At 53.0% G+C, this 23,389-nt stretch carries 20 protein-coding genes and 1 tRNA gene; 14 read left to right on the top strand and 7 right to left on the bottom strand.

The features are described from left to right. The first annotated feature begins 135 nt into the window (after nucleotides 1-135). From RIC19_RS20700 to ftsY, 5 genes are all read left to right on the top strand, one after another. Nucleotides 136-209 (top strand) — tRNA-Arg (locus RIC19_RS20700). A gap of 96 nt (nucleotides 210-305) precedes the next feature. Beyond that, a complete protein-coding gene (gene rpmB, locus RIC19_RS20695; protein WP_350180272.1) occupies nucleotides 306-554 on the top strand; it encodes a 50S ribosomal protein L28 in 249 nt (82 codons plus the stop codon). Nucleotides 555-579: 25 nt separating this feature from the next. After that, a complete protein-coding gene (gene rpmG / locus RIC19_RS20690) occupies nucleotides 580-768 on the top strand; it encodes a 50S ribosomal protein L33 (RefSeq protein WP_350180271.1) in 189 nt (62 codons plus the stop codon). A gap of 73 nt (nucleotides 769-841) precedes the next feature. Continuing rightward, the gene (locus tag RIC19_RS20685) at nucleotides 842-1,018 is read left to right on the top strand and encodes a DUF4295 family protein (protein WP_072013634.1); all 177 of its coding nucleotides are present in this window, start codon (nucleotides 842-844) and stop codon (nucleotides 1,016-1,018) included. A 242-nt stretch (nucleotides 1,019-1,260) separates the two neighbouring features. After that, nucleotides 1,261-2,223, top strand: a complete 963-nt coding sequence (gene ftsY, locus RIC19_RS20680) for a signal recognition particle-docking protein FtsY (RefSeq protein WP_350180270.1) — start codon at nucleotides 1,261-1,263, stop codon at nucleotides 2,221-2,223. An 85-nt stretch (nucleotides 2,224-2,308) separates the two neighbouring features. Here the strand turns inward: ftsY and RIC19_RS20675 are convergent, their stop codons facing one another. The 3 genes from RIC19_RS20675 to gltB form a co-directional block, all read right to left on the bottom strand. Then, on the bottom strand, nucleotides 2,309-3,346 hold the full coding sequence (locus tag RIC19_RS20675; protein ID WP_350180269.1) for a fatty acid desaturase family protein: 1,038 nt from the start codon (nucleotides 3,344-3,346) through the stop codon (nucleotides 2,309-2,311). 456 nt (nucleotides 3,347-3,802) lie between these two features. Next, a complete protein-coding gene (locus RIC19_RS20670; RefSeq protein WP_350180268.1) occupies nucleotides 3,803-5,269 on the bottom strand; it encodes a glutamate synthase subunit beta in 1,467 nt (488 codons plus the stop codon). 32 nt (nucleotides 5,270-5,301) lie between these two features. Then, entirely contained in the window at nucleotides 5,302-9,852 is a 4,551-nt protein-coding gene (gene gltB, locus RIC19_RS20665) for a glutamate synthase large subunit (protein ID WP_350180276.1), read from the bottom strand. Nucleotides 9,853-10,353: 501 nt separating this feature from the next. Between gltB and RIC19_RS20660 the strand changes: the two genes are divergently transcribed. From RIC19_RS20660 to RIC19_RS20650, 3 genes are all read left to right on the top strand, one after another. Further along, nucleotides 10,354-10,911 carry an HD domain-containing protein gene (locus RIC19_RS20660; protein ID WP_350180267.1) on the top strand — a complete coding sequence of 186 codons (558 nt, stop codon included), beginning with the start codon at nucleotides 10,354-10,356 and terminating at the stop codon, nucleotides 10,909-10,911. A gap of 10 nt (nucleotides 10,912-10,921) precedes the next feature. Next, nucleotides 10,922-12,757, top strand: a complete 1,836-nt coding sequence (locus RIC19_RS20655; protein WP_350180266.1) for a pyruvate kinase — start codon at nucleotides 10,922-10,924, stop codon at nucleotides 12,755-12,757. A gap of 148 nt (nucleotides 12,758-12,905) precedes the next feature. Beyond that, nucleotides 12,906-13,850, top strand: a complete 945-nt coding sequence (locus RIC19_RS20650) for a phytanoyl-CoA dioxygenase family protein (protein WP_350180265.1) — start codon at nucleotides 12,906-12,908, stop codon at nucleotides 13,848-13,850. 22 nt (nucleotides 13,851-13,872) lie between these two features. Here RIC19_RS20650 and RIC19_RS20645 read toward each other — a convergent pair whose 3' ends face one another. Then, complete coding sequence (locus RIC19_RS20645; protein WP_350180264.1) at nucleotides 13,873-14,421, bottom strand: DinB family protein; 549 nt, start codon at nucleotides 14,419-14,421, stop codon at nucleotides 13,873-13,875. Between the two features lie 172 nt (nucleotides 14,422-14,593). Between RIC19_RS20645 and RIC19_RS20640 the strand changes: the two genes are divergently transcribed. Beyond that, entirely contained in the window at nucleotides 14,594-15,325 is a 732-nt protein-coding gene (locus RIC19_RS20640; protein WP_350180263.1) for an esterase family protein, read from the top strand. Here RIC19_RS20640 and RIC19_RS20635 read toward each other — a convergent pair. The 3 genes from RIC19_RS20635 to RIC19_RS20625 form a co-directional block, all read right to left on the bottom strand. Further along, on the bottom strand, nucleotides 15,304-15,810 hold the full coding sequence (locus RIC19_RS20635) for an NUDIX hydrolase (protein WP_350180262.1): 507 nt from the start codon (nucleotides 15,808-15,810) through the stop codon (nucleotides 15,304-15,306). The genes RIC19_RS20640 and RIC19_RS20635 overlap by 22 nt on opposite strands. Before the next feature lie 142 nt (nucleotides 15,811-15,952). Further along, nucleotides 15,953-17,788: a glycoside hydrolase family 15 protein gene (locus RIC19_RS20630; protein WP_350180261.1), complete on the bottom strand. Its 1,836-nt coding sequence runs from the start codon at nucleotides 17,786-17,788 to the stop codon at nucleotides 15,953-15,955. 30 nt (nucleotides 17,789-17,818) lie between these two features. After that, nucleotides 17,819-19,090: a cystathionine gamma-synthase family protein gene (locus RIC19_RS20625; RefSeq protein WP_350180260.1), complete on the bottom strand. Its 1,272-nt coding sequence runs from the start codon at nucleotides 19,088-19,090 to the stop codon at nucleotides 17,819-17,821. Between the two features lie 338 nt (nucleotides 19,091-19,428). Between RIC19_RS20625 and RIC19_RS20620 the strand changes: the two genes are divergently transcribed. From RIC19_RS20620 to RIC19_RS20600, 5 genes are all read left to right on the top strand, one after another. Next, a complete protein-coding gene (locus RIC19_RS20620; RefSeq protein ID WP_350180259.1) occupies nucleotides 19,429-19,893 on the top strand; it encodes an Lrp/AsnC family transcriptional regulator in 465 nt (154 codons plus the stop codon). 130 nt (nucleotides 19,894-20,023) lie between these two features. Continuing rightward, nucleotides 20,024-20,590 carry a PepSY domain-containing protein gene (locus tag RIC19_RS20615; RefSeq protein WP_350180258.1) on the top strand — a complete coding sequence of 189 codons (567 nt, stop codon included), beginning with the start codon at nucleotides 20,024-20,026 and terminating at the stop codon, nucleotides 20,588-20,590. A 100-nt stretch (nucleotides 20,591-20,690) separates the two neighbouring features. Then, nucleotides 20,691-20,972 carry a type B 50S ribosomal protein L31 gene (locus tag RIC19_RS20610; protein ID WP_350180257.1) on the top strand — a complete coding sequence of 94 codons (282 nt, stop codon included), beginning with the start codon at nucleotides 20,691-20,693 and terminating at the stop codon, nucleotides 20,970-20,972. Between the two features lie 402 nt (nucleotides 20,973-21,374). Continuing rightward, on the top strand, nucleotides 21,375-22,586 hold the full coding sequence (locus RIC19_RS20605; RefSeq protein WP_350180256.1) for a GlmU family protein: 1,212 nt from the start codon (nucleotides 21,375-21,377) through the stop codon (nucleotides 22,584-22,586). Then, nucleotides 22,586-23,263, top strand: coding sequence for a polyamine aminopropyltransferase (locus tag RIC19_RS20600; protein ID WP_350180255.1), 678 nt, complete (start codon nucleotides 22,586-22,588; stop codon nucleotides 23,261-23,263). Before RIC19_RS20605 ends, RIC19_RS20600 begins: the two co-directional genes overlap by 1 nt. The last annotated feature ends 126 nt before the right edge of the window (nucleotides 23,264-23,389 follow it).

Here is a 23,389-nt window from a genome sequence, read left to right as displayed (position 1 = left end):
TTGCCGGCTTTTTCTGTTCATTTTATATCTTTGCAGTCCTCCCAGAGGAAAAAATCAGAGGACTGGCAAAAAAGTAGCTGTAAAGTTGCAGGTTTTAAAATCGAAACTTATCTTTGCAGCCGCTAATAGCAAAATGGCTCTGTAGCTCAATTGGATAGAGCACTTGACTACGGATCAAGAGGTTTCAGGTTCGAATCCTGACAGAGTCACTACTTAGAATTAAAAAGTCCTAGAATCACCTGAATAGCTCAATGTCCGAGCCCGAGTAGCCGGGCGTTGAGCTGTTTAGTTAAAAGGAATACGCGATGTCCAAAGTTTGTCAACTCACAGGTAAGCGCCCGGTAGCCGGCAATTCGGTTTCTTTCTCTAACAAGAAGACCAAGCGCCGTTTTCTTCCGAACCTGCACACCAAGCGTTTTTTCATTCCGGAAAAAGAGGAGTGGGTGACGCTGAAGGTTAGCGCAAGCGCAATGCGCACAATCGATAAAATAGGCATTTACGAGTTTATCAAGCGCCAGCAGAAGAAGGGGTTTGTTGTAGGTGTCGAACTGTAAGTAAGACCATAAATATTTTAGAAAGATGGCTAAGAAAAGCAAAGGCAACCGCATTCAGATTATCCTCGAATGCACAGAGCATAAGAATTCCGGGCTGCCGGGCACTTCTCGCTACGTTACGGAGAAAAACCGTAAGAATTCACCAGATCGCCTGGAGCTCAAGAAGTTCAATCCCATCATGAAGCGCGTAACGCTGCACCGCGAAATTAAGTAAGCTTGCAAAGCTTCTTTTTATCGCTTACTTTTGTGATGTTGACTTTACTTAATATTCTTTAAAGCGAGGTATAATGGCTAAGAAAGTATCTAAGAACGCAAGGGTTGCACAACGTGCAGCGAACGCAGGCTCCGGTCGTGATCATGTAAAAGTGATCAAGAGCATCAAAGACCCCAAAACAGGTAAGTACTCTTACAAAGAGGTCGTTATTCACAAAGATGCTGTGAAGGAGTTTTTCGCTAGCAAATAACCCACTTGTCTGACAGCAAGTAAACGCATATTCAAAGAGGCTTTCCTTTAATCAGGGAAAGCCTCTTTGCCTATTTATCAGCCTTGATAAGCCGGGGCAGCACAGTCAGAGGAATCTCCTTTGCGTACCCTGCAATGCTTCCGGCACATCAGGTCTTTCATACCTGACGGGAAAAAACAGATGAAACCTTTGTCAGCTTCCTGGCTAAAGACCTCATCTAACTCCGTCGCACTATTACGCCTATGAGTTTTTTTAAAAAGTTTTTCAGTAAGGAAAAAAAGGAGGACCTGGACAAAGGCCTGGAGAAAACCAAAACCAGTCTCTTTGGACAGATTACCAAAGCTGTCGCCGGTAAATCCACCGTCGACGAAGAAGTCCTCGATGAATTGGAGGGCATCCTGATCGCTTCTGATGTCGGCCTGGAGACCACGGTCAAAATCATTGAGCGCATCGAAGAACGGGTGCGGCGCGATAAATACCTCAATACCTCCGAGCTGAACGAAATCCTCCGGGATGAAATCGTACTGCTGTTGTCCGAAAACAACACCGTGGATATCGAGGACTATACCTTGCCTGCTGAACATAAGCCAAGTGTAATCCTTGTGGTTGGCGTGAATGGGGTGGGCAAGACGACCACTATCGGTAAGCTGGCGCATCAGTATAAGTCACAGGGCAAAAAAGTGGTCCTCGGTGCCGGCGATACCTTCCGGGCTGCCGCAGTGGACCAACTCGAAATCTGGTCCAAGCGGGTGGGCTGTGATTTCTTCAGCAAAGGTATGAATACCGACCCTGCTGCAGTAGCCTACGAAACCGTGCAGTATGCGATCACCAATAGTTGTGATGTAGCGATTATTGATACGGCTGGCCGCCTGCATACCAAGGTCAACCTGATGAAGGAACTCTCCAAAATCCGCCGCTCTGTGGCGAAAAGCATGGAGGGCGCTCCTCATGAGGTCCTTTTGGTCCTTGATGCGACTACGGGGCAGAATGCATTCGAGCAGGCCAAGCACTTTACCGAGGCTACGGAAGTGTCAGCTTTGGCACTCACCAAGCTGGACGGTACGGCTAAAGGCGGGGTCGCCATCGGTATTTCAGATCAGTTTAAAGTACCCATCAAATACATTGGGGTAGGAGAGGGTATTGAGCAGCTGCAGGTCTTCAATAAGCGGGCTTTTGTAGCGTCTTTGTTTGAGGGCGTGGTCTGATCCCCTCTTACAGACTACAAAAAAGGTTGTTCGGGAAAGCATTACTTCCTGAACAACCTTTTTTATTTTCCGATACCCCAGCTTATCATCCAAAGACGCCGGAACGCTCAAGCCGGTAGTATTCCCGGAATGTGATCATTCGTTCCTGTTGTTCATCCCAGAGTTTATTGAAAACGCAGGCCAGGCTCTCTTTGAATGTGACGGTGGTGACGTACTTCTGCAGGATGGGGTTTTCCTTCGCACAGCGTGGCAGGTTGTAATTGGGGATCAATGAGCTGAGGTGGTGAATATGGTGAAAACCAATATTGCCAGTCAGCCAGTTGAATGCCTTCGGTAACTTGTAGTAGGTACTCCCACGAACCGCTGCCACCAGGTAATCCCACTCGTCTTTCCACTTCTTGTACGTTTCTTCGTGCTGATGTTGTACATAGAAAAACCAGAAGGCAATTGTGCCGAAGAAAATTACAATAGGCACCTGTACCCAAAGAAATTTCCATCCCAACAGGTAAATCAGACCGGCATACACCAACCCGATCCAAAGGTTGTTGAGGAAAAGCGCCAGATAAGCACTACGTACCATCGGCACCTTAATCGTAGGCCAGCGCATTGGGCCGCTCAAATAGACGATGGGGGTGACAATAAACAAGACCACCGGCGTACGGAACAACCGGTATTTGAAACGCCCCCATTTGCTCAGATTGCGGTATTCCTCCACCGTCAGGAAAGGGACATCCCCAATATCACGGGGCTCCTCATCGAGTTGCCCGGAGTGCCCGTGGTGGTAATTGTGGATTTTCGACCAGTACTTGTAAGGAATGGTGCTGAAAAAGCTGCAAAAATTACCGATCGCATTATTCCAGCCTTTGGATTCCAGAAAAGAATGATGCCCGCAATCGTGCTGAATGATGAAAATACGGGCCAAAAGAAAACCATTAATCAGGCCCAGCCCCAAAGTAATCCAATAAGACCATTCAAGGCTGAAATACATCAGTACCCACAGCGCCAGAAACGGGCCAAAGGTATTGATAACCTGCCACCATGCCCGTTTGCGGTCGGGCTGCTGATATTGCTTTATAATCTTTTTCCAGTCTTTGAGTTGCTGCTTGATTTCCTGTTCTAGCATCGCTAATCTTTCCTAGTTTATTACCTGTTCGTTCCTGCAAATATATAAAGGAGGAACGAGCTCGAAAGTTGTAAATATAATTCAAGATGTAAAATACGGGAATGATTTATTTACAGCGGGCAGATTGGGCGAAGTTTTTTATTCTTTACCCGGGCCTGACAAGCTTTCACCAAGAGTAGATGAACTGCCCGCCGGTCTGTTGGGAGATATTTGATGATGTTTTCATAAATATGCTCTGAGGCTACGAGGGCGTTCGGCCTGGGCAGAAGGTGTACGCTATCCCTGCAGTGGCGAAGGTTTCGTAACACATGGTCTCCTGCTTGATCATTTCAAAGGCTACCTTCTGTTTGGTTGGTATGGGTTCATTACCCACCGTCAGCTCAAAGTCCAAAGTTTTTGCAGTAGACGAATGGCAAGGTGACAGGAATCGACCCATGCTTAACGACCGTCTTCCCTTCACCCTTCAGCCATCAGGAACCCCTGATCCCGGGCTTCCAGTGTCGACTCGCCCATCAGGAACTGATCCACACTGCGCGCAGCTTCCCGTCCTTCTGCAATGGCCCATACCACGAGGGACTGCCCGCGTCGCATGTCTCCGGCCACAAAGACGTTCTCCACGTTGGTCTGGTAATTTTCGTCCCGGACATTACCGCGCTCATCGACCTCAACACCAAGCTGCTCGAGCATCCCCATATATTGCGGGTGCAGGAAGCCGATAGCCAGCAACGCCAGATCACAGGGGATTTCCTGCTCGGTGCCTGCCACTTCCTGGAAGCCATATTTACCGGTTTTGCTGTTCTTTGCCCACTCAATTTTTACCAGGTGTAGCCCGGTAACCTGTCCATCCGCTCCGGTAAAGGCTTTGGTGAGCAGGGACCACTGCCGCTCGCAACCTTCCTCGTGGCTGCTTGATGTGCGCAGCACCACCGGCCAGTTGGGCCAGGTCAGCGGGTCGCGGTCGTTGGGCGGGCGGTCCATGAGTTCGATTTGGGTAACCGATTTGGCACCATGTCGGTTGGAAGTCCCCACACAGTCTGAGCCGGTATCACCACCGCCAATCACCACCACGTGTTTGTCTTTGGCAGAGATTGTAAGGTCTTCTTGTATCGCATCACCAGCCACCCGCCGGTTGTTTTGCTCCAAAAAGTCCATGGCAAAGTGCACACCCTCCAGCTCCCGGCCTTCGATGTTGAGGTTGCGGGGAATGGTGGAGCCACCACAGAGTAGTACTGCATCGAATTGATCCAGCAGTTCCTGTGGGTTTACATTGCCCCCAACTTCTGCATTGGTGCGAAAGCGTACCCCTTCGGCTTCCATGAGTGCCACGCGGCGCTCGACCACATACTTTTCGAGCTTGAAATCGGGAATACCGTAGCGCAGCAGGCCTCCGATGCGGTCGTTGCGCTCATAAACGGTGACCAGGTGGCCTGCTTTGTTGAGTTGAGCTGCCGCCGCCAGACCCGCCGGGCCAGACCCTACGATGGCTACTTTCTTGCCCGTACGCAGGGTAGGGGGATGAGGCCGCACGTATCCTTTCTCAAAGGCGACCTCCGCAATCGATTTCTCAATGTGCTCGATCGCTACCGGCGGCTGATTGATACCCAGTACACAGGCGGTCTCGCAGGGCGCCGGGCAAATACGGCCCGTGAATTCCGGGAAGTTGTTGGTGCTGCTGAGAATCTCGTAGGCCAGTTGCCAGTCTTCGTCATAAACCGCATCGTTGAACTCCGGAATGATGTTGCCCAGGGGGCAGCCGTTGTGGCAAAAGGGCACACCGCAGTCCATGCAGCGCGCAGCTTGTTGTACGGTTTTTTCTTCCCCAAAGTCCTCGTAGAGTTCTTTGTAGTCTTTGACCCGTTCTTCAGGGTCCCGTGTTTTGGGAAGTTCTCTGGTATATTTTAGGAATCCTTTGGGATCTGCCATGTTTCGTTCTTTTTTGTCCAATCAACAATTTGCTACACTGCCGCTTTGCCGGTCAGGGGTGCAGCATCGGCTACCGTTGCAGCGGCTGCTTCCCGCGCCTGTAGTACCCGCTTATAATCGCGCGGCATCACTTTGGTGAACTGCTTTTGAGCGTTGTCCCAGTCGGCCAGCAGCGCCGTTGCCCGGGCACTGCCGGTGAGCTGATGGTGCTTCGATATTAAAGCATGCAGACGGGAGACATCCCCGGTTTCCATGGGGTCGAGGTCGATCATACCGTGGTTGACCTGCTGCTCGAAGCGCCCTTCCGGATTGTAGATGTAGGCCATTCCACCGCTCATGCCGGCCGCAAAGTTTTTGCCGGTATCGCCCAGCACGACAACGATGCCGCCGGTCATATATTCACAGCCGTGGTCACCTATGCCTTCCACGACCGCTTTTACACCGGAATTACGCACCGCAAACCGCTCTCCTGCCATGCCGTTGATGAATGCTTCTCCGGAGGTCGCCCCGTAGAATGCTACGTTGCCGATGATGATGTTGTCACTGGCTGTGAATTTGGCCTCCCGGTCGGGCACCGCAATGAGCTGAGCCCCGGATAAGCCTTTGCCAAAGTAGTCGTTAGCTTCGCCTTCGAGTTTGAACGTAAGCCCTGCTGCACCAAAAGCGGCGAAACTCTGCCCTGCCGAACCCCGGAAGTGGAATTGTATGGTGCCATCTGGCAAGCCTTTGCCGCCATGCCGCTTGCTGATCTCATTCGAAAGCATCGTGCCCGTAGCGCGGTCGGTATTCCTGATATCAAAGCTGGCTTCTACTTTATTGCCCTGATTGATCGCGGGCTGAGCCACTGCAATCAGCTTGCGGTCCAGGACATGCTTAATGCCGTGGTCTTGTTCTACGGCTTTGTGCTGCCCTACCGTCTCATCGGCCGGCTCTTTGTAGAGGATAGGGCTTAGGTCCAGCCCCCGGTACTTCCAGTATTTGGGCTTGGGCTTAGCTTTGAGCAGCTCGACCTTACCAACCATTTCGTCGAGCGTGCGGAAGCCCAGGCTCGCCATAATTTCCCGTAAGTCCTCAGCCAGGAAGCGGAAGAAATTAATCACGTGTTCCGGCTTGCCGGTAAAGCGTTTCCGGAGCTCAGGGTCTTGTGTGGCAATGCCTACCGGGCAGGTATTCATGTGGCATTTGCGCATCATGATGCAGCCTTCCACTACCAGTGCAGCAGTCGCTACGCCCCACTCTTCGGCACCGAGCAGGGTGGCAATAGCCAGGTCGCGCCCGGTCCGCATCTGCCCGTCCGTCTGAAGGGTCACCCGGTCGCGTAGCTTGTTTTTCACGAGGGTCTGATGGGTTTCCGCCAGGCCCAGCTCCCATGGCAGGCCTGCATGCCGTATGGAGGTTAGTGGAGATGCCCCTGTACCGCCATCGTGCCCGGAAATGAGGATGGCATCGGCATGGGCTTTAGCCACTCCGGAGGCAATAATGCCTACGCCTGCTTTGGAAACCAGCTTGACGTTGATGCGGGCCTTACGGTTGGCATTCTTCAGGTCGAAAATCAGCTGTGCCAGGTCCTCAATCGAATAGATGTCGTGGTGCGGTGGTGGCGAGATTAATCCCACACCCGGTGTAGAGTGGCGCACCCGTCCAATCCAGTCGTCTACCTTATGCCCGGGTAATTGGCCGCCTTCACCCGGCTTGGCACCCTGCGCCATCTTAATCTGCAGCTCATCGGCATTGGTGAGGTAGTGGCTCGTTACGCCAAAGCGGCCGGAAGCCACCTGCTTGATGGCAGAACGCTCCCAGTCGCCGTTTTCTTTGCGCTCGAAGCGCACCTCGTCTTCCCCGCCTTCCCCGCTGTTGCTCTTGGCACCGATCCGGTTCATCGCGACCGCAAGTGTGGCGTGCGCCTCATGAGAAATGGAGCCAAACGACATCGCGCCGGTCGCAAACCGGGTCATCAGAGACTCCGCAGGCTCTACTTCCTTCAGCGGGATTTTCTCGCCCCGGCGGAAAGTCAGCAGCCCTCTGAGCGTCAGGGCCTGCTCCGTTTGTTCGTCTATAAGCTTGGCGTACTTTTTGAAAGTTTTGTAATCACCGGTGCGGGTGGCAAATTGCAGAAGATGAATGGCCTGCGGGCTGAACAAGTGTGCTTCTCCCCGCCGTTTCCATTGGTAGACACCGCCTGTTTCGAGCTTTGGGTTGTTGCTGCCGTTTTCCGGGAAAGCCAGGCGGTGGCGCAGCATGGCTTCCTCGGCAATACCGTCGAAGCCAATGCCCTGAATGCGGGAGATGGAGCCCCGGAAACATTTATCCACCACTTCCCTGTTGAGCCCCAGGACCTCGAAAATCTGTGCGCCCTGATAAGACTGCAGCGTGGAAATGCCAATCTTAGACATAATCTTCAGCAGCCCCTTGCCAATAGCTTTGTTGTAAGTGTCGATGATCTCTTCCAGCGTCTTCCCATCCTTGAATATGCCTTTGCCGTAAAGCTGTGCGATTGACGCATAAGCCATATACGGGTTGATTGCGCTGGCACCATAGCCAATCATCGTAGCGTAGTGTTGGGCTTCGCGTACGTCACCGGCTTCCACCACAATAGAAGTCAGGCTGCGCAGCCCTTTCTGAATCAGATGATGGTGCACGGCGCCTACTGCCAGCAGTGACGGCATAGGGGCCTGATAGGGCCCGGCGTTGCGGTCTGACAAAACCAGGATGTTGGAGCCGTTGCGGACCAGGTCTTCTGCTACGCCACAGATGTGGTCGATAGCCGCCTGCAGCAACCCTTCCTGTTTACCGGCCTTGAATACAATATCAATCACTCCTGACTTGAAGTACGGATGATTGATATGTTTGACCTTGCTCAGGTCCGTATTCGTCAGCAGGGGCGAATCCAGGTGGATGAATTTTGCCCGGTCGGCATTAATGTCCAGGACGTTGCTGCTGCTGCCCAGCATGGCGTACAGCGACATGACGGAGCGTTCCCGGATTGGGTCAATAGGGGGGTTGGTAACCTGGGCAAACAACTGCTTAAAGTAATTAGCCAGATGCTGTGATTGCTTGGACAATACAGCCAGAGGGGTATCTGCGCCCATAGAGCCGAGCGGATCTTTTCCGCCTTCAATCATTGGTCCGATGACGACTTTCAGGTCTTCTTTGGTAAAGCCATGCATCTGCTGATTGCGCAGCAGCGTGTACTGGTCAAATTCTACTTTGGCCGGTTGCTGTGCAGGTAGTTCTTTCAGGTGGACGCGGTTTTGGTCCAGCCATTCCCGGTAAGGCAGGCGCTGGCAAATGATATCTTTTAGCTCGGTGTCCCCGATTACCCGGTGCTGGTCCAGGTCGGCAATCAGGATTTTACCGGGCTGCAGCCGCCCTTTGGTCACCACTTTGCTCTGATCTACAGGCAGGGCACCGGCTTCGGAGGCTACAATCAGTACATTATCTTCGGTCAGGCAATAACGGGAAGGCCGCAGTCCATTGCGGTCGAGTGTAGCCCCGATGAGGATGCCATCGGTAAAGCAGATAGAGGCCGGGCCATCCCAGGGTTCCATAATGGTCCGGTTGTACTCGTAGAATGCCCGCTTGTAGTCTTCCATTTGGGCATCGTGCTGCCAAGCTTCCGGGATCATAAGCATGAGTGCGTGTGGCAGGGACATGCCCCCCAGCACCAGAAATTCCAGCACGTTATCAAAGTTGGCAGAGTCGGATAAGCTTTCCCCACAGATTGGCTTGAGCTGCTCCAGCTCCTCGTCGGTAAAAAGCGTAGACTTCAGGAGGTTTTCTTTTGAAGCCCACCAATTCAGGTTGCCCATGATGGTGTTGATCTCACCGTTGTGGGCAATGTACCGGAAAGGCTGTGCCAGTTTCCATTTCGGCACGGTATTCGTCGAAAAGCGGCTGTGAATTAGCGCAACCGCAGACTCACAGAGCTCGTCGTGTAAGTCCGGAAAGTAGGGCCGTAGCTGATAAGTCGTCAGTTGCCCTTTGTAAATGACGGTTTTATAAGAAAACGATGCAATATAGAATTGGTCTCTGGACTGCGGATAGGTATTGTGAATGGTGTGTGTGGAGAATTTGCGCAGCACGTAAAGCCGGCGTTCCAGGGCTTTGGGCTCCATCGGCTCCTTGGGCGTTACAAAAACCTGCTCCATTCGTGGTTCTACCGATACGGCAGACTCCCCCAGCTCTTCATGGTCTGTTGGGATTTTACGATATCCAAGCAAGTCGAAACCCATCTCATCGATGTAGTCATCAAATAGGACCCGGCACTGCTGCCGCAAGCTCCGGTCGGCAGGGAAAAAGACGACCCCTACGCCGTATTTGCTGAATTCAGGCAGTTCAAAGCCCTGTTCTTTGCATTTTTTGGCAAAAAAGGCATGCGGGGTTTGAATCAGAATGCCAGCGCCGTCCCCGGTATTGGGTTCGCAGCCACAGGCACCCCGATGCTCCATATTAGTGAGCATTGTCAGGGCATCTTCGATTACTTGGTGTGACTTTATGCCGTTCAGGTTTGCGATCAGTCCGGTACCGCAGGAATCTTTTTCCAGTTCAGGCGTATAAAGCCCTTGTTGCTGAGGTTCACTCATACGATCAGTTGTAAGCGTCAGAAAATAGCGCTCAAGCGTGTGGTAGAATCGCTTCAGCATTGGTTTGTTCAGCTCAGAAAGCTAAGCATTTGGCCCGAGGTCGGGAGCGAAAGGATTGGAGGCTCCCTCTTGGCTACGTTTTGGTTGGTTTGGCTGGGCACAGACCAGATCTTCCTCTTTGAAAAGAATTATGCTGGTTGTAAGACATTCCAAAATACGAAATAGGATTATCGTATCATCAGTCTCTAACCCATAATGGAACAATATGTTTGTTGAAAAAGTTGAGGTAAATACGATTTCAAAATGCCACTTTGCTATTGGATTCTGAATTTGGTTAGGCATTTTACAATTGGGGTTTACGGGCTATATCGGGCAGGGCAGGGGGTAAAGGTATTGGGGTCAAACTTTGTCCGGTAGTGACAATTATCATGTCCGCAGGGGCATTCCGGTATTTCTGATTTTAGGAGAAACGCCTATCTTTCCATTTCAAAAGTAAGAATAATGTTAGCACTTGCGCTTCCGGAATTGTTAGAGGCCCTGCAGTTCGCTGCGGTCAAACACCAATACGACCGGCGGGGGGGGTACGACCGCCTGCCCTACATCAACCACCTGATCAAAGTGGCCAACGGGCTGGTCAACCGCTGTGGAATAACTGAAGACACCCTGCTTCTATCTGCTGTTTTGCATGATATTGTTGAAGATACCGATGTGACAGAGAAGGAGATCGCGGAGCGTTTCGGGTACTCGGTGGCCGACATCGTTATGGAGCTCACCGATGACATGAGCCTGTCTTATGAAGTACGCAAGCAACAGCAACTGGAAACCGCTGAGCGGCTGAGCCCGGGTGCCCGGATCATCCGGTTGGCTGATAAGGCATCGAATATAGAAGACATCTTTTCTTACCCGCTGGATTGGCCAGTGGACAAAAAAGCGGCCTACCTGCACAACTCCGTGCAAATTGCAGCTATTATTAAAGGAGAAAACCTGAGATTGGACCGGTGGTTTGAAAAGACCGCGGAATGGGCCGCTCAACAATTGGAAAAACAAAGGCAGTTCTAAACACATCTTCATGCTTCAAGACCAACCCAACCTTCAATCTATGCTCGAGCAGGTGGAAGCCATTGAGCAGGCCGCCAAGACACAGGAGCTTGAATACGCTGAAGTGCTGAGCCGTGTTCATCCGGATTTGTTGGCCTCAGCCAAAAATCTGATCCACTACCGTTCGATGCGTAGCTTTGACATCCGGGAGCTGCAAAAGCAGCTGGGGCATATGGGGCTTTCCCGCCTGGCGAAAGCCGAAGGGCATACGATGGCGAGTTTATCGGTTACCGCTACGATTTTGAGGGCTTTGTTACTCGGTGAGTTTGTTGAAAAAGAGCGGATCAACCTGACCATCATCAAAGCGCAGGAAATTGTGCGTACCCACACCCGTAAATTGTTGGGCTACCGTACCGAAGGGCGGCGCACCCGCATTATGGTCACCTTGCCAAGTGAAGCTGCCGAACAGCCCGAGCTGGTGCACGAGATGGTGCGGAAAGGGATGAACTGCGCCCGCATCAACTGCGCTCACGATGGGCCGGAAGTATGGGAGAAAATGATCGGCAACGTGCGGTCGGCTTCCCTGGCGTTGGGCGTCCACTGTCAGGTAGCGATGGATCTGGCCGGCCCTAAAATCCGGACCGGTGAACTGGAGCCCGGGCCCAAAGTGCGCCGCTTTAAAACCCCCAAGGACAGCCTCGGCCGGGTCAAGCAACCTGTGGAGGTGTGGATCGCACCGGCCCCTCACCCCATAAAGCCTTTGCCACACGTGCCCATTTCCTCGGTAGAACTCAAGAAAATGAAGCCTGGCGATAAACTCTACTGCCGGGATACCCGCCATAAGAAAAGGCAGTTTAAAATCACACAGGTCCTGGACGATGGCTGCATCGCCGAAGCCTACCGTACGGTATACCTGGGTGAAGGGGGCCTGCTCTACACCGATAAGAAATTCAAGTCCCGCCCCCTCACCGTAGGAGTGCTGCCGCCTTTAGAAGCGCCCATTCTGCTTACTCCGGGCGATACGCTGCGCATCCACCGCTCACCAGAACTCGGGCAGTCTGCTCAGTATGATGACAAAGGGCAAATTGTCCGTGAAGCTCACATTTCCTGTACTTCCGAAGAGGTTTTCGATCAGGTTAGGCCTGGCGAGCCTATCTTGTTTGACGATGGCCAGATCGGAGGGGTCATCCGCAAAGTAAAGAATGGCGAATTGTACGTAGAGATTCTGCATACCAAGGAAGGCGGTGGCAGACTCCGTGCGGATAAAGGCATTAATTTTCCGGACAGCCATCTCGATATCCGCGGGCTTACCACTAAAGACCGCAAAGACCTGCCGTTTGTGGCGGAGCATGCTGATGTCGTCAACCTCTCTTTTGTCAACAGCCCTAAGGATGTAAGCGACCTGATCGCCGAGCTCGACCGCCTGGGCGCCGCCAACCGCATCGGTATCATCCTGAAAATTGAAACCCAGGCTGGGTTTGATAACCTCGTTGATATCTTGTTAGCAGGTATGGCGGTTTACCCTATTGGCGTGATGATTGCGCGCGGAGACCTGGCCATTGAGGCCGGGTGGGATCAAATAGGGCGGGTGCAGGAAGAAATCATGTCCCTCTGCCAGGCCGCTCACCTGCCCGACATTTGGGCAACACAAGTCCTGGAAAACCTCGCCAAAAAAGGCATCCCCAGCCGGGCGGAGATTACCGATGCCGTAATGGCGCAGCGGGCTGAATGCGTGATGCTCAACAAAGGGGCTTACATTACCCAGGCTATTGCGCTGCTGGATTCCATCCTCCGCAGTATGGGCCCTTACCAGGAAAAGAATGCCCCTATGCTGCCTGCTATGGAGGGGGCCAAGCGCCGGAAATGAATGAGGAGCCCCGGCGAAATTCAGAGGTTGGGGGCCTTTCCCGCCCCGGCTTACCCCTTGCGGTATGGGCAACCCGGCTTTGCTCTGAGCCCGCTTTTCTTTTGGCATTCCGGCCGATACCATTATCTTTCCGCCAAATAGGAATGGCATGATTGGATGGATACGGCAATACAAATGGACTTACGCCCTGTACAACTATTTTCAGCAGTCCCGCCTCGGGCATTTGGAAACCTTGTACCAAAAGTATGGCCTGGACAAGCGCTACTACGAGCCGGTTTCCAGTGCAGATTTTGACCATCTGCCGGGAGCTGGTGAAGAAAGTATAGTGCCAGACATTACCGGGCTGCAGGCGGATGCCCTGTTTTCCACCCTCAACCCGGCTACACAGGACAGTCTGCTCGCCTATCCTGAAGAAGGCTATGCTGTGCTCAAAGGCTGGCTGCGCCCCGATGAGGTGACTAAAGCAAATGCAGAAGTACAGCGCCTGCTGGACGATCAGACCCTGCGTTTCCGCTACAGCAACAAAAAGCTGATGTTCGCCATTCACCACAGCGATTTCCTGCGGCGTATTGGGGAGCACCCCCACCTGCAGGCCATTCTCAATTATCTCCTCGATGGGGAAGCCCTGCTGTTCCAAAGTATCAACTTCGTACATGAGGGCAGTGAGCAAAAGACGCATTCCGATTCCGTCCACATGACTACCTATCCACTGGGCGGTTTGCTTGGTGTATGGATTGCCCTGGAGGACATGACGCCAGACAACGGACCACTGCATTATTACCCTGGCAGCCACAAATTGCCTTACCTGCTCAATGAGGCCTACGGCAATGAAGGTACCCGCTGGAAGATCGGCAATCAGCCCTACACTGCCTATGAGGAAATGATGGAGAGGCAAGTGCGCGAGTGGGGGCTGAAAAAGCAAATCTTTGAAGCTAAAGCCGGCGATGTGCTGATCTGGCACGCCAACCTGTTGCACGGGGGCGAGCCTCACCGCGACAAGAGCCAGCCCCGCAAAAGCATGGTCTTACACTACTTCAGGGAAGGCTACATTTGCTACCACGAGGTGACGCAGCGGCCGGCCTTAATGGGTTAGAATGGACTTTCCCGACACGCTCTTAACCCGGAAACTCCTCTGTCTGCATCACCCGGAGGGCTTGCTGCAAATGCCGTTGCTCATGCGCTGGCAATAGCTGCACCACGTCTTCCAGCCGGAGTACAATGACTTTCGAAGCCGGAGAAGTGAGCCGGTAGGAGGCGAGGTTGCCCTGAGGGAGTTTTTCGTACTGCCGGATCAGGGCGCGGTTGTGTGCGAGAAAGTGCCCGGTGATTTCAGCCGGGAGGTTGCTCTGTAGCGGTTCAAAAGCTTTCGGTGCTTTCATCTTGCCCTGTGCTTCGGGGTGGCTGGCTTTGAGCAGCATTTTACCAAATATAGCGGGGAGGAAAGGTAGGCGCTCCCACAAGCTTTTCCGTTTGATGCCCAGGCTGATTTCTGCTAACTGGGACAGGTAGCCTTCGTTGGTGCGGATGAGGTGGTCAAGGCACTGGGCAATGCTCCATCGGTCGGGGCCGGGCTTCCAGTTGAGCTGATCGCGGGAAAGATTGCCAAAGGTGCCTTCCACCGTGGCGCTGACTTGCTTAAGGATTTCGATTTGCCGTATCGCCATAACGTAGGTTGATGTTGAGCTACTAAGATAGATGCGCTTAGGGTAGCTTGTCAATTTTTTGGGCACTTTAATTGGGGCTTTCCGGCTCTGTAGATTAGGGTGCACTTTCTGCATCTCCCCCCAACCAATTTACGCTCCAATCCACTATCTTTGCGCGAAATCATAACAAACGATGAACCGAGACATCCATTCCTGGCACAGCCCACGCCTCAACAAACAGATGGAAGTTGCCGTCTACGGGCACTACGGCTTTTCCCTGTTGCTTTTGCCAACCGCCGCCGCCGACTACCTGGAGTACGAGCGCTTTCACCTGATTGACGCCATCGCGGGGCCCATTAATGAGGGTAAGGTGAAGGTCTTTTCCATCAACAGCATCAATGCGGAGAGCTGGCTCAATCCCAATATGCACCCGCGCCACAAGGCTATCCGGCATCAGCAGTTCAACGAGTATGTCTTTGAGGAAGTGGTGCCGTTCATCAAAAGCATGACGAGCGAAGATACCCCCATTATCACTTGTGGAGCTTCCCTCGGCGCATTGCATTCGGTCAACCTGTTTTTCCGCCGCCCCGACCTCTTTAGCGGGGTTATTGGCATGAGCGGGGACTACGACCTGAGCACCTACACTAAAGGCTACCACGATCAGGATGTGTACTTCAATTCGCCGGTGCAATACCTGCCGAATATGGAAGACCATGGGCTGCTTACGCAAATCCGCCGCAGCAACCACATCCATATCGTCTCCGGGCAGGGCGAATGGGAAAACCCGGACGCTTCCCGCCGCTTCTCCGCCATTCTGAACGCCAAGGGCATTGATCATGAGCTGGACCTCTGGGGCCCGGATATGCCGCACGACTGGCCGACCTGGCGCAAGATGCTGCCATATTATCTGGAATCCCGGTTCTGAGGAAAGACGACTTTGCCGGAAATCTCCTCCCGCATTTCCAGCAGGTTGAGCTGGGCATCGTAGAGAGCGTCCAGCGCAAAGGGCTGCTGGTTTAGCAGATATTCGTAAATCTGCCAGTCGGTAGGTGGGGTAGGGACATCAAGCAGTCCGCTGCGCGGTATCCAATGCAGGGTGCCTTCGTCACAGGGTGGTGGCGGCACCCGCTCAATGTCTGCCATAAAAATAAAGCACAGCCAGTTGTACCCGACCGGCGAGGTTTCGGTCAGCACCCCGCCGTAGGCCAGTTGCTCATAGTCCAGCTGAATACCGGTTTCTTCGGCTGTCTCCCTTATGGCGGTATCAATTGGGCGCTCGTAGGGCTCTACCTTGCCGCCCACGGGCACAAACATGCCTGCATTGGGCATTTTGTTCCGCTTGAGTAGTGGAAACGCTTCTTCGTGCCGGAGCACGATCATGGAGGCGATGCGTTTGAGACCTTCTTGCATAGTGCGGTTTTTTTGGGGGGGGTAAGGTTAAATGATAAAGGTTAAAGGTTAAAGTGTCTCAAGGTTAAAGGGGCGAGCCCTGTTAGGGTGGACTTTAAACGTGAGCCCTGGCTTGGCGTACCCCCTGACTCTGGCGCGAGCGCTAATGCACCCCATTATCCAGCATATAGTCCAGCTGCAAGGCCGCACTGATGAGGGACAAGTGGGTGAAAGCCTGCGGGAAGTTGCCTACCTGTTCTCCATTCAGGGCAATCATCTCCGAAAAGAGGCCGAGGTGGTTGGCGTAGCCGAGCATTTTCTCAAAGTACAGCCGGGCTTTGTTGAGCTGCCCAGCCTTGGCCAGGTTCTCAATATACCAGAAAGAGCAGAGGGAAAAGGTACCTTCTTCGCCCTCCAGCCCATCCTCGGCGCCGGCGGTGGTGCGGTAGCGGTAGATGAGGGTGTCGGCGGAGAGCTCCTCCTCGATCGCTTTGAGGGTGGATTGCCAGCGTTTCTCATAAGGGCTGAGCAGGCGGACAATCGGGATGAGCAAGGCGGAGGCATCAATGACATCAGAGCCCCGGGCTTGCGTGAAGGCCTGTTTGTCCTCATTCCAGAAGTTATAGTAGATGTCCTCGTAAATTTCGTTCCGCACCTTCCGCCACTTCTCCTTGGGGGCCGGGAAGGACCGGTCGCGGGCAATACGGATGCCCCGGTCGAGGGCTACCCAGCACATGAGCTTGGAGTGGAGGAACTCTTGCTCGCCGCTGCGCACTTCCCAAATGCCGTGCCCTTTACGCCGCCAGTTTTCGCTGACATAGTCGATAATTTCCCGGAGCTCCTGCCAAAACTCGAAGGTGATAGAGCTATCGTAGCGGTTGTAAAGGTAAACGGTATCAATGAGCTCACCGAAAATATCTAACTGATACTGCGTGGCAGCGCCATTGCCAATACGGACCGGGCGGCTGCCCCGGTAACCTTCCAGGTGGTCCAGGGTTTCTTCTTCCAGGCTGTCGGTGCCGTCTACCCGGTAGACCAGGCGAAGGTTACCAGCATGATCAAGTTCCTTGCAGCGGTCAATAATCCAGCGGATGAAAGCCCGGGCTTCTTCGCGGAAACCCAGGCGCAAAAAGGCGTACATAGAAAAGGCAGAATCCCTTACCCAAGTATAGCGGTAGTCCCAATTGCGCGCGCCACCCATCTCTTCGGGCAAACCGAACGTAGCGGCAGCGACGGTTGAGCCATACTTACTGGAGGTCAGTAATTTGAGTGTGATTGCCGAACGACGGACAGTGCTCTGCCATCGCCCATCGTAGGTGGTTTGATTGATCCAGCTCCCCCAGAAATCCATGGTCTTTTGCAGCAGCACACCTTGAAAGAATGCTACCGGGCGGGACAAGTCTTCTACTTCTTTGATGGCTTCCATCACGAAGGTCACCTGTTCGCCTTCACTTAGCCGGAAAGAGGTGTAAACACCATCCTTTCGGGCTTCCAGTTGCGTATTGCTGCGCAACCGTATGGGCAATCGGGAAGCGCGCCCCGATATAAGCACCGTTGTGTCGGATTCCTGATGAAAACCAGGCTGCTCTCTGCCGTAATTGAAGCGGGGCGTACATTTCATATTGAACAGCAAGTCGCCCCGGATACAGCGCAGGGTGCGGACCAAAGCGCAGCCCTCTTCCTCATCTCTGACGGGCATATAATCAGTCAGCTCGGCCATGCCGGTTTCCGAAAGGAAGCGGGTCAGTAGAATGGCGGTATCCGGCAGATAGAGTTGCTTGATCCGGATATTGTCCTCAGCCGGGCAGATCTGAAAACGGCCGCCCTTTTCATGGTCGAGCAAGGCCGCAAAAATGGTCGGGCTGTCAAACCGGGTAAAAGGCAGATAATCAATGGAGCCCTCGCGGGAAACGAGGGCCACCGTATGAAGGTTGCCAATGATACCGTAGTCTGCAATGGGAAGGTAGTCGGGGGCACGTTTTTGCTGCGTATTGTCCATATTACCTTAACGCATGGCAGCCTGATTTGCTCAAACCGGTGATTCAGGGTCGGCATCGGGCACTACAGATAAGGCCGATCCCAGGTCTTGTATCAGGTCCTCTGCATTTTCGACCCCCACGGACAAACGCACGAGCTGATCGGTAATGCCCATTGTTTCACGCTCTGCTGCGGGTATGCCGGCGTGGGTCATGCTAGCGGGGTGCTGCACTAACGATTCAGTGCTGCCCAGGCTCACGGCTAATTTGACCAACTTCAGGTTGTTGAGGAAGGCAAAGGCTTGTTTTTCTCCGCCTTTGATGTCAAAAGAAAGCATGGCACCAGGGGCTTCGCATTGGGTTTGGTAGAGGCGGTAGGCTTCACCATCCGACTCGGTAAGCAAGCCCAGGTAATTGACCCGTTCTACTTTGGGGTGCTGATGGAGGAACACCGCTACTTTTTGAGCATTGGCGCACTGCTGTTCCATTCTCACCTTGAGGGTCTCCAGGCTGCGCATCAGCAGCCATCCGGTCCAGGGGCCTGCCATATTGCCCAGGAAAGTCCGCAGGGTCTTGATGGGCAGCATCACCTCTTCACTGCCAAGGCAGGCCCCGGCGATGACATCACTATGGCCGCCAATGTATTTAGTCGCAGAATAGAGCACGAGGTCTGCCCCGTGCTTCAGCGGGTGTTGCCAGAGCGGCCCCATATAGGTGTTGTCTACAGCTACGCGCACTGTTCGCTCCCCTTTGCCCAGGGTGTCGGCAATTTGGCGCATACCTTTGATGTCAATCTGGGTGTGCGTCGGGTTGGCCGGCGTCTCAATGTGGATCATAGCGAGGCGGGCGGCCCAGCCTTCAGCCTGTGCCCGTTGGATGATCTCCCCGGGGGTTTCTGTAGGGTGGAAGCCCTGTATCTCCACGCCCCATCGGGTAAGGACTTCGGTGATGAAGTGGGACGTGCCTCCGTACAAAGGCTTGCTGTACAACAGTACATCGCCGGGCTGCAAAAAGGCGAGCATAGCCGTGGAAATGGCCGACATGCCGCTTTCAAACACGGCACATTCCTCCGCTTCGTCCCAAAGGCAAAGGCGGTTTTCCAGAATCTCGAGGTCGGGGTTGTTGAGGCGGCTGTAGATGAGGCCCGGCGCTTCGCCCTGATCGGGCTCCCGCAGCCCATAGGCGAGCTCGAAGTAGGCTTTGCCTTCCTCGGCACTTTTGAATACAAAAGTAGAGGTCTGGAAAATCGGGCATTTGATGGCACCCTCTGACCATTCCGGCTTGTAGCCGTAGGACATCATTAGGCTTTCTGGCTTGAATTTCATGGTAATCTGGTTTTAGTTTAGTGTATGTTTGGAGCAAACGAGAGTTGATAATCAAAGAGTTGTGGTTATGGCTAAATGGAAAAATGCGCGTTTGGCGGGTCAAATAAGCATTTTTCCATGACGCCACTGTTCACAAGGCTTTGATTATCAGCCGAAGTGTACCTCCAAACATACACTTAACACTGTTAAGACGTTTCTAAACAAATTTACACAGGTTGAGAAAGAAAACCCATAGTGTATGAAACACCAAGAAAACAACACTTTTGTTACCCGCTATTAAAGAAAAAAGCCTAATTTTAGGTCGAACAACATCTATAACGGTAGAAATATTTTCGCCAATGAAAGCTTTGGACGCGATCGATCGCCGCATTCTAACTATGCTGCAGGCTAATGGTAAAGCCACCAATAAAGAAATTGCCAATGTGCTGGGCATGAGTATTACGCCAATTTATGAGCGGATCAAGAAAATGGAAGATGCCGGCTATATCAAGAAGTACACCACTGTGGTGGACAAGGAGATGCTTGGCTATCACCTTATGGCTTTTTGCAATGTACGGCTCAAAGAACATACTAAGGAAAACCTGGAGCGTTTTGAGCAGCAGGTGGCAGAGCTGTCTGAGGTGTCAGAGTGTTACCACATCGCCGGCAACTTTGACTACCTCCTCAAGGTAACGGTGGTGGATATGGAAGTGTACCACTTTTTTATCACGACCAAACTCGCCACACTGGACAATATCGGACATGTACAAAGCTCCTTTGTCATGAAGGAGATAAAGTGGGAGATCAACGTCCCTATTGAGTAAATCGTGCACCCGGCCTGCAACAGCAGGATTGGACCTCCGTGTAATACACCGGATTTGACATTTGAGATACGGTTAAGCCCAGGCAGTCTTGTTATCTTCGCGCTCTTATTGCTCACTGCAAATGAACTGCATGGATACCAAACAGCAAGCCAGCCTGCTCCGGAAATTTCGCGCCCTTCACCGGTACACCGGGGCTTTATTGTTTTTCTTTTTCTTCTGGATTGGCATTTCTGGTTTGTCCCTAGGCTGGAAAAAGCACAGCGGTGGTGCTATCCTGCCCGATACGCAACGTGGGGCGGCCCGGGAATTATCGCAATGGCTGCCCGTAGACCGCCTCGGGTATCTCGCGGTGGCAGCACTGAAGGCTGAACACCCAGGCCTGGCCACTACCATCGACCGCATGGATGTGCGGCCGGGCAAGGGCGTGGTCAAGGTGCGTTTTGAAGGGCACCATACGGAAGTGCAGGTGGACGGCGCTACCGGGGAGGTCCTCCAAATTGCCACCCGGCACTCCGACTGGCTGGAGGCCCTGCACGATGGCTCTATCGTAGAAAACTGGCTCGGGCTGAGCGGGGGCTACTTTAAGCTGTTTTACACTTCTGTCATGGGCCTGGCCTTGTTGCTGTTCACCGTGACTGGTTTTTGGCTCTGGTACGGGCCCCGTCGTTTGCGCGCTGCAAAGCGTAACCGGCGGTAAAGAAGTTAGGGTCAGAAATAATACCGCTTTAAAATTTTCTCCCTTTACTGAAAAAGCTTATCTTTGCCATCCGTTTTAAGAAGCTAAAGTAACGAGCGCAATGAAAAAAGATCTTCATCCCGATAACTACCGCATGGTAGTCTTTAAAGATTTCTCTTCCGGTGATTCCTTTATTACACGTTCCTGTGTAGCAACAAAGGACACGATCACTTGGGAAGACGGCAAGGAGTACCCGCTGGCAAAGCTGGAAATCTCCGCTTATTCTCATCCATTCTTCACCGGAAAGATGAAGTTTGTGGATACTGCCGGTCGTATCGATAAGTTTAATAAGAAGTTCGCGAAGACGCGCTTCAGTAAGAAAGCAGAGCAGGACGAGGATTAAGAACTTGTTGGGCTTTCGCTTTTGGTACGAACGCCGCCAAATTTGTTATGGTCGAGGCGCTGGTACAGCCATAGCTACGCGACTGAAAAGTAACGCTGAGCAAGGCAAAATTTGGCAAGAGCAGCCCAACGTGTGAAATCCCAATAAGCTCTAAACGCCCACACGGCGTCTATCGCTCGCAGGGGTAGTTTTGCAAAATGTGCAAAGCTACCCCTGCGTTTGTTATTTCTGCTCTTAAATGCAGGAAAGCTAGACACACCTCTATATATTTGCCGCATAACCCTAAGAGACGGGAACAAAATAAGCTAGGCCGTTTTGGGTTTGGCGTCCCGGTTTGACCGGGACGCAAAAGCCTAAAGGAAAACGGTCTAGCTTATTTCCGTCAAACTACTAAATGCCATTATGCCCAATATTATTCTCTTTGACAACGAAGTCCGTGACCGGCTCCTGCCGCTGACCTTCACCCGCCCGGTAGGGGAACTCCGGATGGGGGTATTGACTATTCGCGAAAAATGGGAACGCTGGATGGACACCCCGGTTTCCTACATCACACAGGACTACCTGGCGGAGCGCTTCGAAATTGACTACGGTCAGGAAAACTATATCATCAATGGCTCGGTACTGCCTTCCCCGCAGTTGGTCCGCCTCATCAGGCAGATGGACTTCAACGAAGCATACCTGCAGGGAGAAGAGCTTATTGTCGCTAAGTTGGACGGGGAGCAGATCAGCCGTCTGATCAGCGACGATGATATCAGCGAGCTCAATGGGTTTGACCTGGAAGGCACCGACTACCTCAAAATCGATCACCTCTGGGATATCTACCTGCACAATCAGCAGGCTATCGCTGACGACTTTGAGCTGATCACCAAAGGTCGGAAATCAGCTCCCCTGAGCGCGAGCAACCGGGTGGTCGGCGACCCCGCCCGGGTCTTCCTGGAAGAAGGGGCAAATGTGGAGTGCGCTACCCTGAATACCACAGACGGGCCGATCTACTTCGGCAAGGACAGCCTGGTGATGGAAGGCTGTATGATTCGCGGTGGCTTTAGCCTGGGCGAAGGTGGCGTCTTGAAAATGGGCGCCAAAGTGTACCGGGGCACCACCCTTGGCCCCGGCTGCAAGGGCGGCGGAGAAATCAACAACGTGGTCATGCTGGCCAATAGCAATAAAAGCCACGAAGGCTATCTGGGCAATGCCGTTCTGGGCGAATGGTGCAACATCGGTGCCGATACCAATGCTTCCAACCTCAAGAACAACTACGATGAGGTGCGGGTGTGGAGCTACGAGAAGGAGGGGTTCGTGAAGACGGGCCAGCAATTCTGCGGGCTCTTCATGGGCGACCACTCCAAAACGGGCATCTCCACCATGCTCAATACCGGTACGGTGATTGGGGTGTGTACCAATGTATTTGGTGAGGGCTTCCCGCGCACCTTTATCCCCTCTTTTGCCTGGGGGGGCAAGCAGGGCTTTCAGACTTATCGTTCCGACAAGGCTTTCGAGACGATGGACCGGGTAATGGAACGCCGTGGGCTGACCCTTTCGGTACAGGAGCGCCTTATTCTGCTGCGGGTCTTTGAAGATACCCGTCAGTACCGCAAATGGGAAAAAGAAGACTAATGGAGATCCCCCGCTGGAAACGCTGGCTGTCTTACCTCACGGAGGTGCATGTAGAGAGTGCGCCCAGCGAGGTCAATCCGCATTTGTACGTGAGTATGCGCAATGGTCGGTACCAGTTGTCTACCGCCAACGCCATTTACTCTTACGAAGATTTGTACACCAACTTCCTGTATGCCTTCCGGCAAATGGACTTTGCCCGCCTGCCCGGTCAGGAAGTGCTGCTGCTGGGGCTGGGGCTGGGTTCGGTACCGGTGATGCTGGAGCGCGTTTTCAAGCAGGATTTCAACTACCTGGCTGTTGAGCTGGACCCCCACGTCATCTACCTCGCCAACACCTATGCGTTGAGCGGGCTGTCCTCCCCGGTCACCACCATCTGCGCCGACGCCTTTGCCTATACGCACCAACTGGACGAAACCTTCGCCCTCATCTGCATGGATATTTTTCTGGATGACGTCATCCCCGCCGCTTTCCTCACCGCTTCCTATCTGGAAACGCTCCGTGGCCTGCTGCAACCGGGCGGCGTGCTCCTCTACAACTGCCTCTACCGCAACCCGGAAGATAAGCGGGATACGGAGGCCTTCTACACCAACATTTTCCAGGAGGTCTTCCCCAATGCCACTTCCCTGGATGTCCAGGGGAACTGGATTTTGGTGAGTGAGGGGGGCGTGGTGGGGTAAGAAGCTGTCTTTTTTCGTGCTGGTACATCGGCGAGTGTTACCTGAGCAGCAACTTGACCATAGCTAAAAGATTGATTATTAGCTTAATATCTGTTCTTTCATTTGTAATTGCCTAAAATCTGCTCT

This window comes from Phaeodactylibacter sp. (assembly GCF_040219495.1).
Lineage (GTDB): Bacteria > Bacteroidota > Bacteroidia > Chitinophagales > Saprospiraceae > Phaeodactylibacter.
The sequence above is the reverse complement of the archived record's forward strand: the minus strand, read 5'-3'. Positions and strand labels throughout refer to the sequence as shown.

What these genes read in the sequence shown, in the direction of transcription:
- rpmB (WP_350180272.1), top strand. Translation starts at nt 306, where the DNA reads ATGTCCAAAGTTTGTCAACTCACAGGTAAGCGCCCGGTAGCCGGCAAT.
- rpmG (WP_350180271.1), top strand. Translation starts at nt 580, where the DNA reads ATGGCTAAGAAAAGCAAAGGCAACCGCATTCAGATTATCCTCGAATGC.
- RIC19_RS20685 (WP_072013634.1), top strand. Translation starts at nt 842, where the DNA reads ATGGCTAAGAAAGTATCTAAGAACGCAAGGGTTGCACAACGTGCAGCG.
- ftsY (WP_350180270.1), top strand. Translation starts at nt 1,261, where the DNA reads ATGAGTTTTTTTAAAAAGTTTTTCAGTAAGGAAAAAAAGGAGGACCTG.
- RIC19_RS20675 (WP_350180269.1), bottom strand. Translation starts at nt 3,346, where the DNA reads ATGCTAGAACAGGAAATCAAGCAGCAACTCAAAGACTGGAAAAAGATT.
- RIC19_RS20670 (WP_350180268.1), bottom strand. Translation starts at nt 5,269, where the DNA reads ATGGCAGATCCCAAAGGATTCCTAAAATATACCAGAGAACTTCCCAAA.
- gltB (WP_350180276.1), bottom strand. Translation starts at nt 9,852, where the DNA reads ATGAGTGAACCTCAGCAACAAGGGCTTTATACGCCTGAACTGGAAAAA.
- RIC19_RS20660 (WP_350180267.1), top strand. Translation starts at nt 10,354, where the DNA reads ATGTTAGCACTTGCGCTTCCGGAATTGTTAGAGGCCCTGCAGTTCGCT.
- RIC19_RS20655 (WP_350180266.1), top strand. Translation starts at nt 10,922, where the DNA reads ATGCTTCAAGACCAACCCAACCTTCAATCTATGCTCGAGCAGGTGGAA.
- RIC19_RS20650 (WP_350180265.1), top strand. Translation starts at nt 12,906, where the DNA reads ATGATTGGATGGATACGGCAATACAAATGGACTTACGCCCTGTACAAC.
- RIC19_RS20645 (WP_350180264.1), bottom strand. Translation starts at nt 14,421, where the DNA reads ATGGCGATACGGCAAATCGAAATCCTTAAGCAAGTCAGCGCCACGGTG.
- RIC19_RS20640 (WP_350180263.1), top strand. Translation starts at nt 14,594, where the DNA reads ATGAACCGAGACATCCATTCCTGGCACAGCCCACGCCTCAACAAACAG.
- RIC19_RS20635 (WP_350180262.1), bottom strand. Translation starts at nt 15,810, where the DNA reads ATGCAAGAAGGTCTCAAACGCATCGCCTCCATGATCGTGCTCCGGCAC.
- RIC19_RS20630 (WP_350180261.1), bottom strand. Translation starts at nt 17,788, where the DNA reads ATGGACAATACGCAGCAAAAACGTGCCCCCGACTACCTTCCCATTGCA.
- RIC19_RS20625 (WP_350180260.1), bottom strand. Translation starts at nt 19,090, where the DNA reads ATGAAATTCAAGCCAGAAAGCCTAATGATGTCCTACGGCTACAAGCCG.
- RIC19_RS20620 (WP_350180259.1), top strand. Translation starts at nt 19,429, where the DNA reads ATGAAAGCTTTGGACGCGATCGATCGCCGCATTCTAACTATGCTGCAG.
- RIC19_RS20615 (WP_350180258.1), top strand. Translation starts at nt 20,024, where the DNA reads ATGGATACCAAACAGCAAGCCAGCCTGCTCCGGAAATTTCGCGCCCTT.
- RIC19_RS20610 (WP_350180257.1), top strand. Translation starts at nt 20,691, where the DNA reads ATGAAAAAAGATCTTCATCCCGATAACTACCGCATGGTAGTCTTTAAA.
- RIC19_RS20605 (WP_350180256.1), top strand. Translation starts at nt 21,375, where the DNA reads ATGCCCAATATTATTCTCTTTGACAACGAAGTCCGTGACCGGCTCCTG.
- RIC19_RS20600 (WP_350180255.1), top strand. Translation starts at nt 22,586, where the DNA reads ATGGAGATCCCCCGCTGGAAACGCTGGCTGTCTTACCTCACGGAGGTG.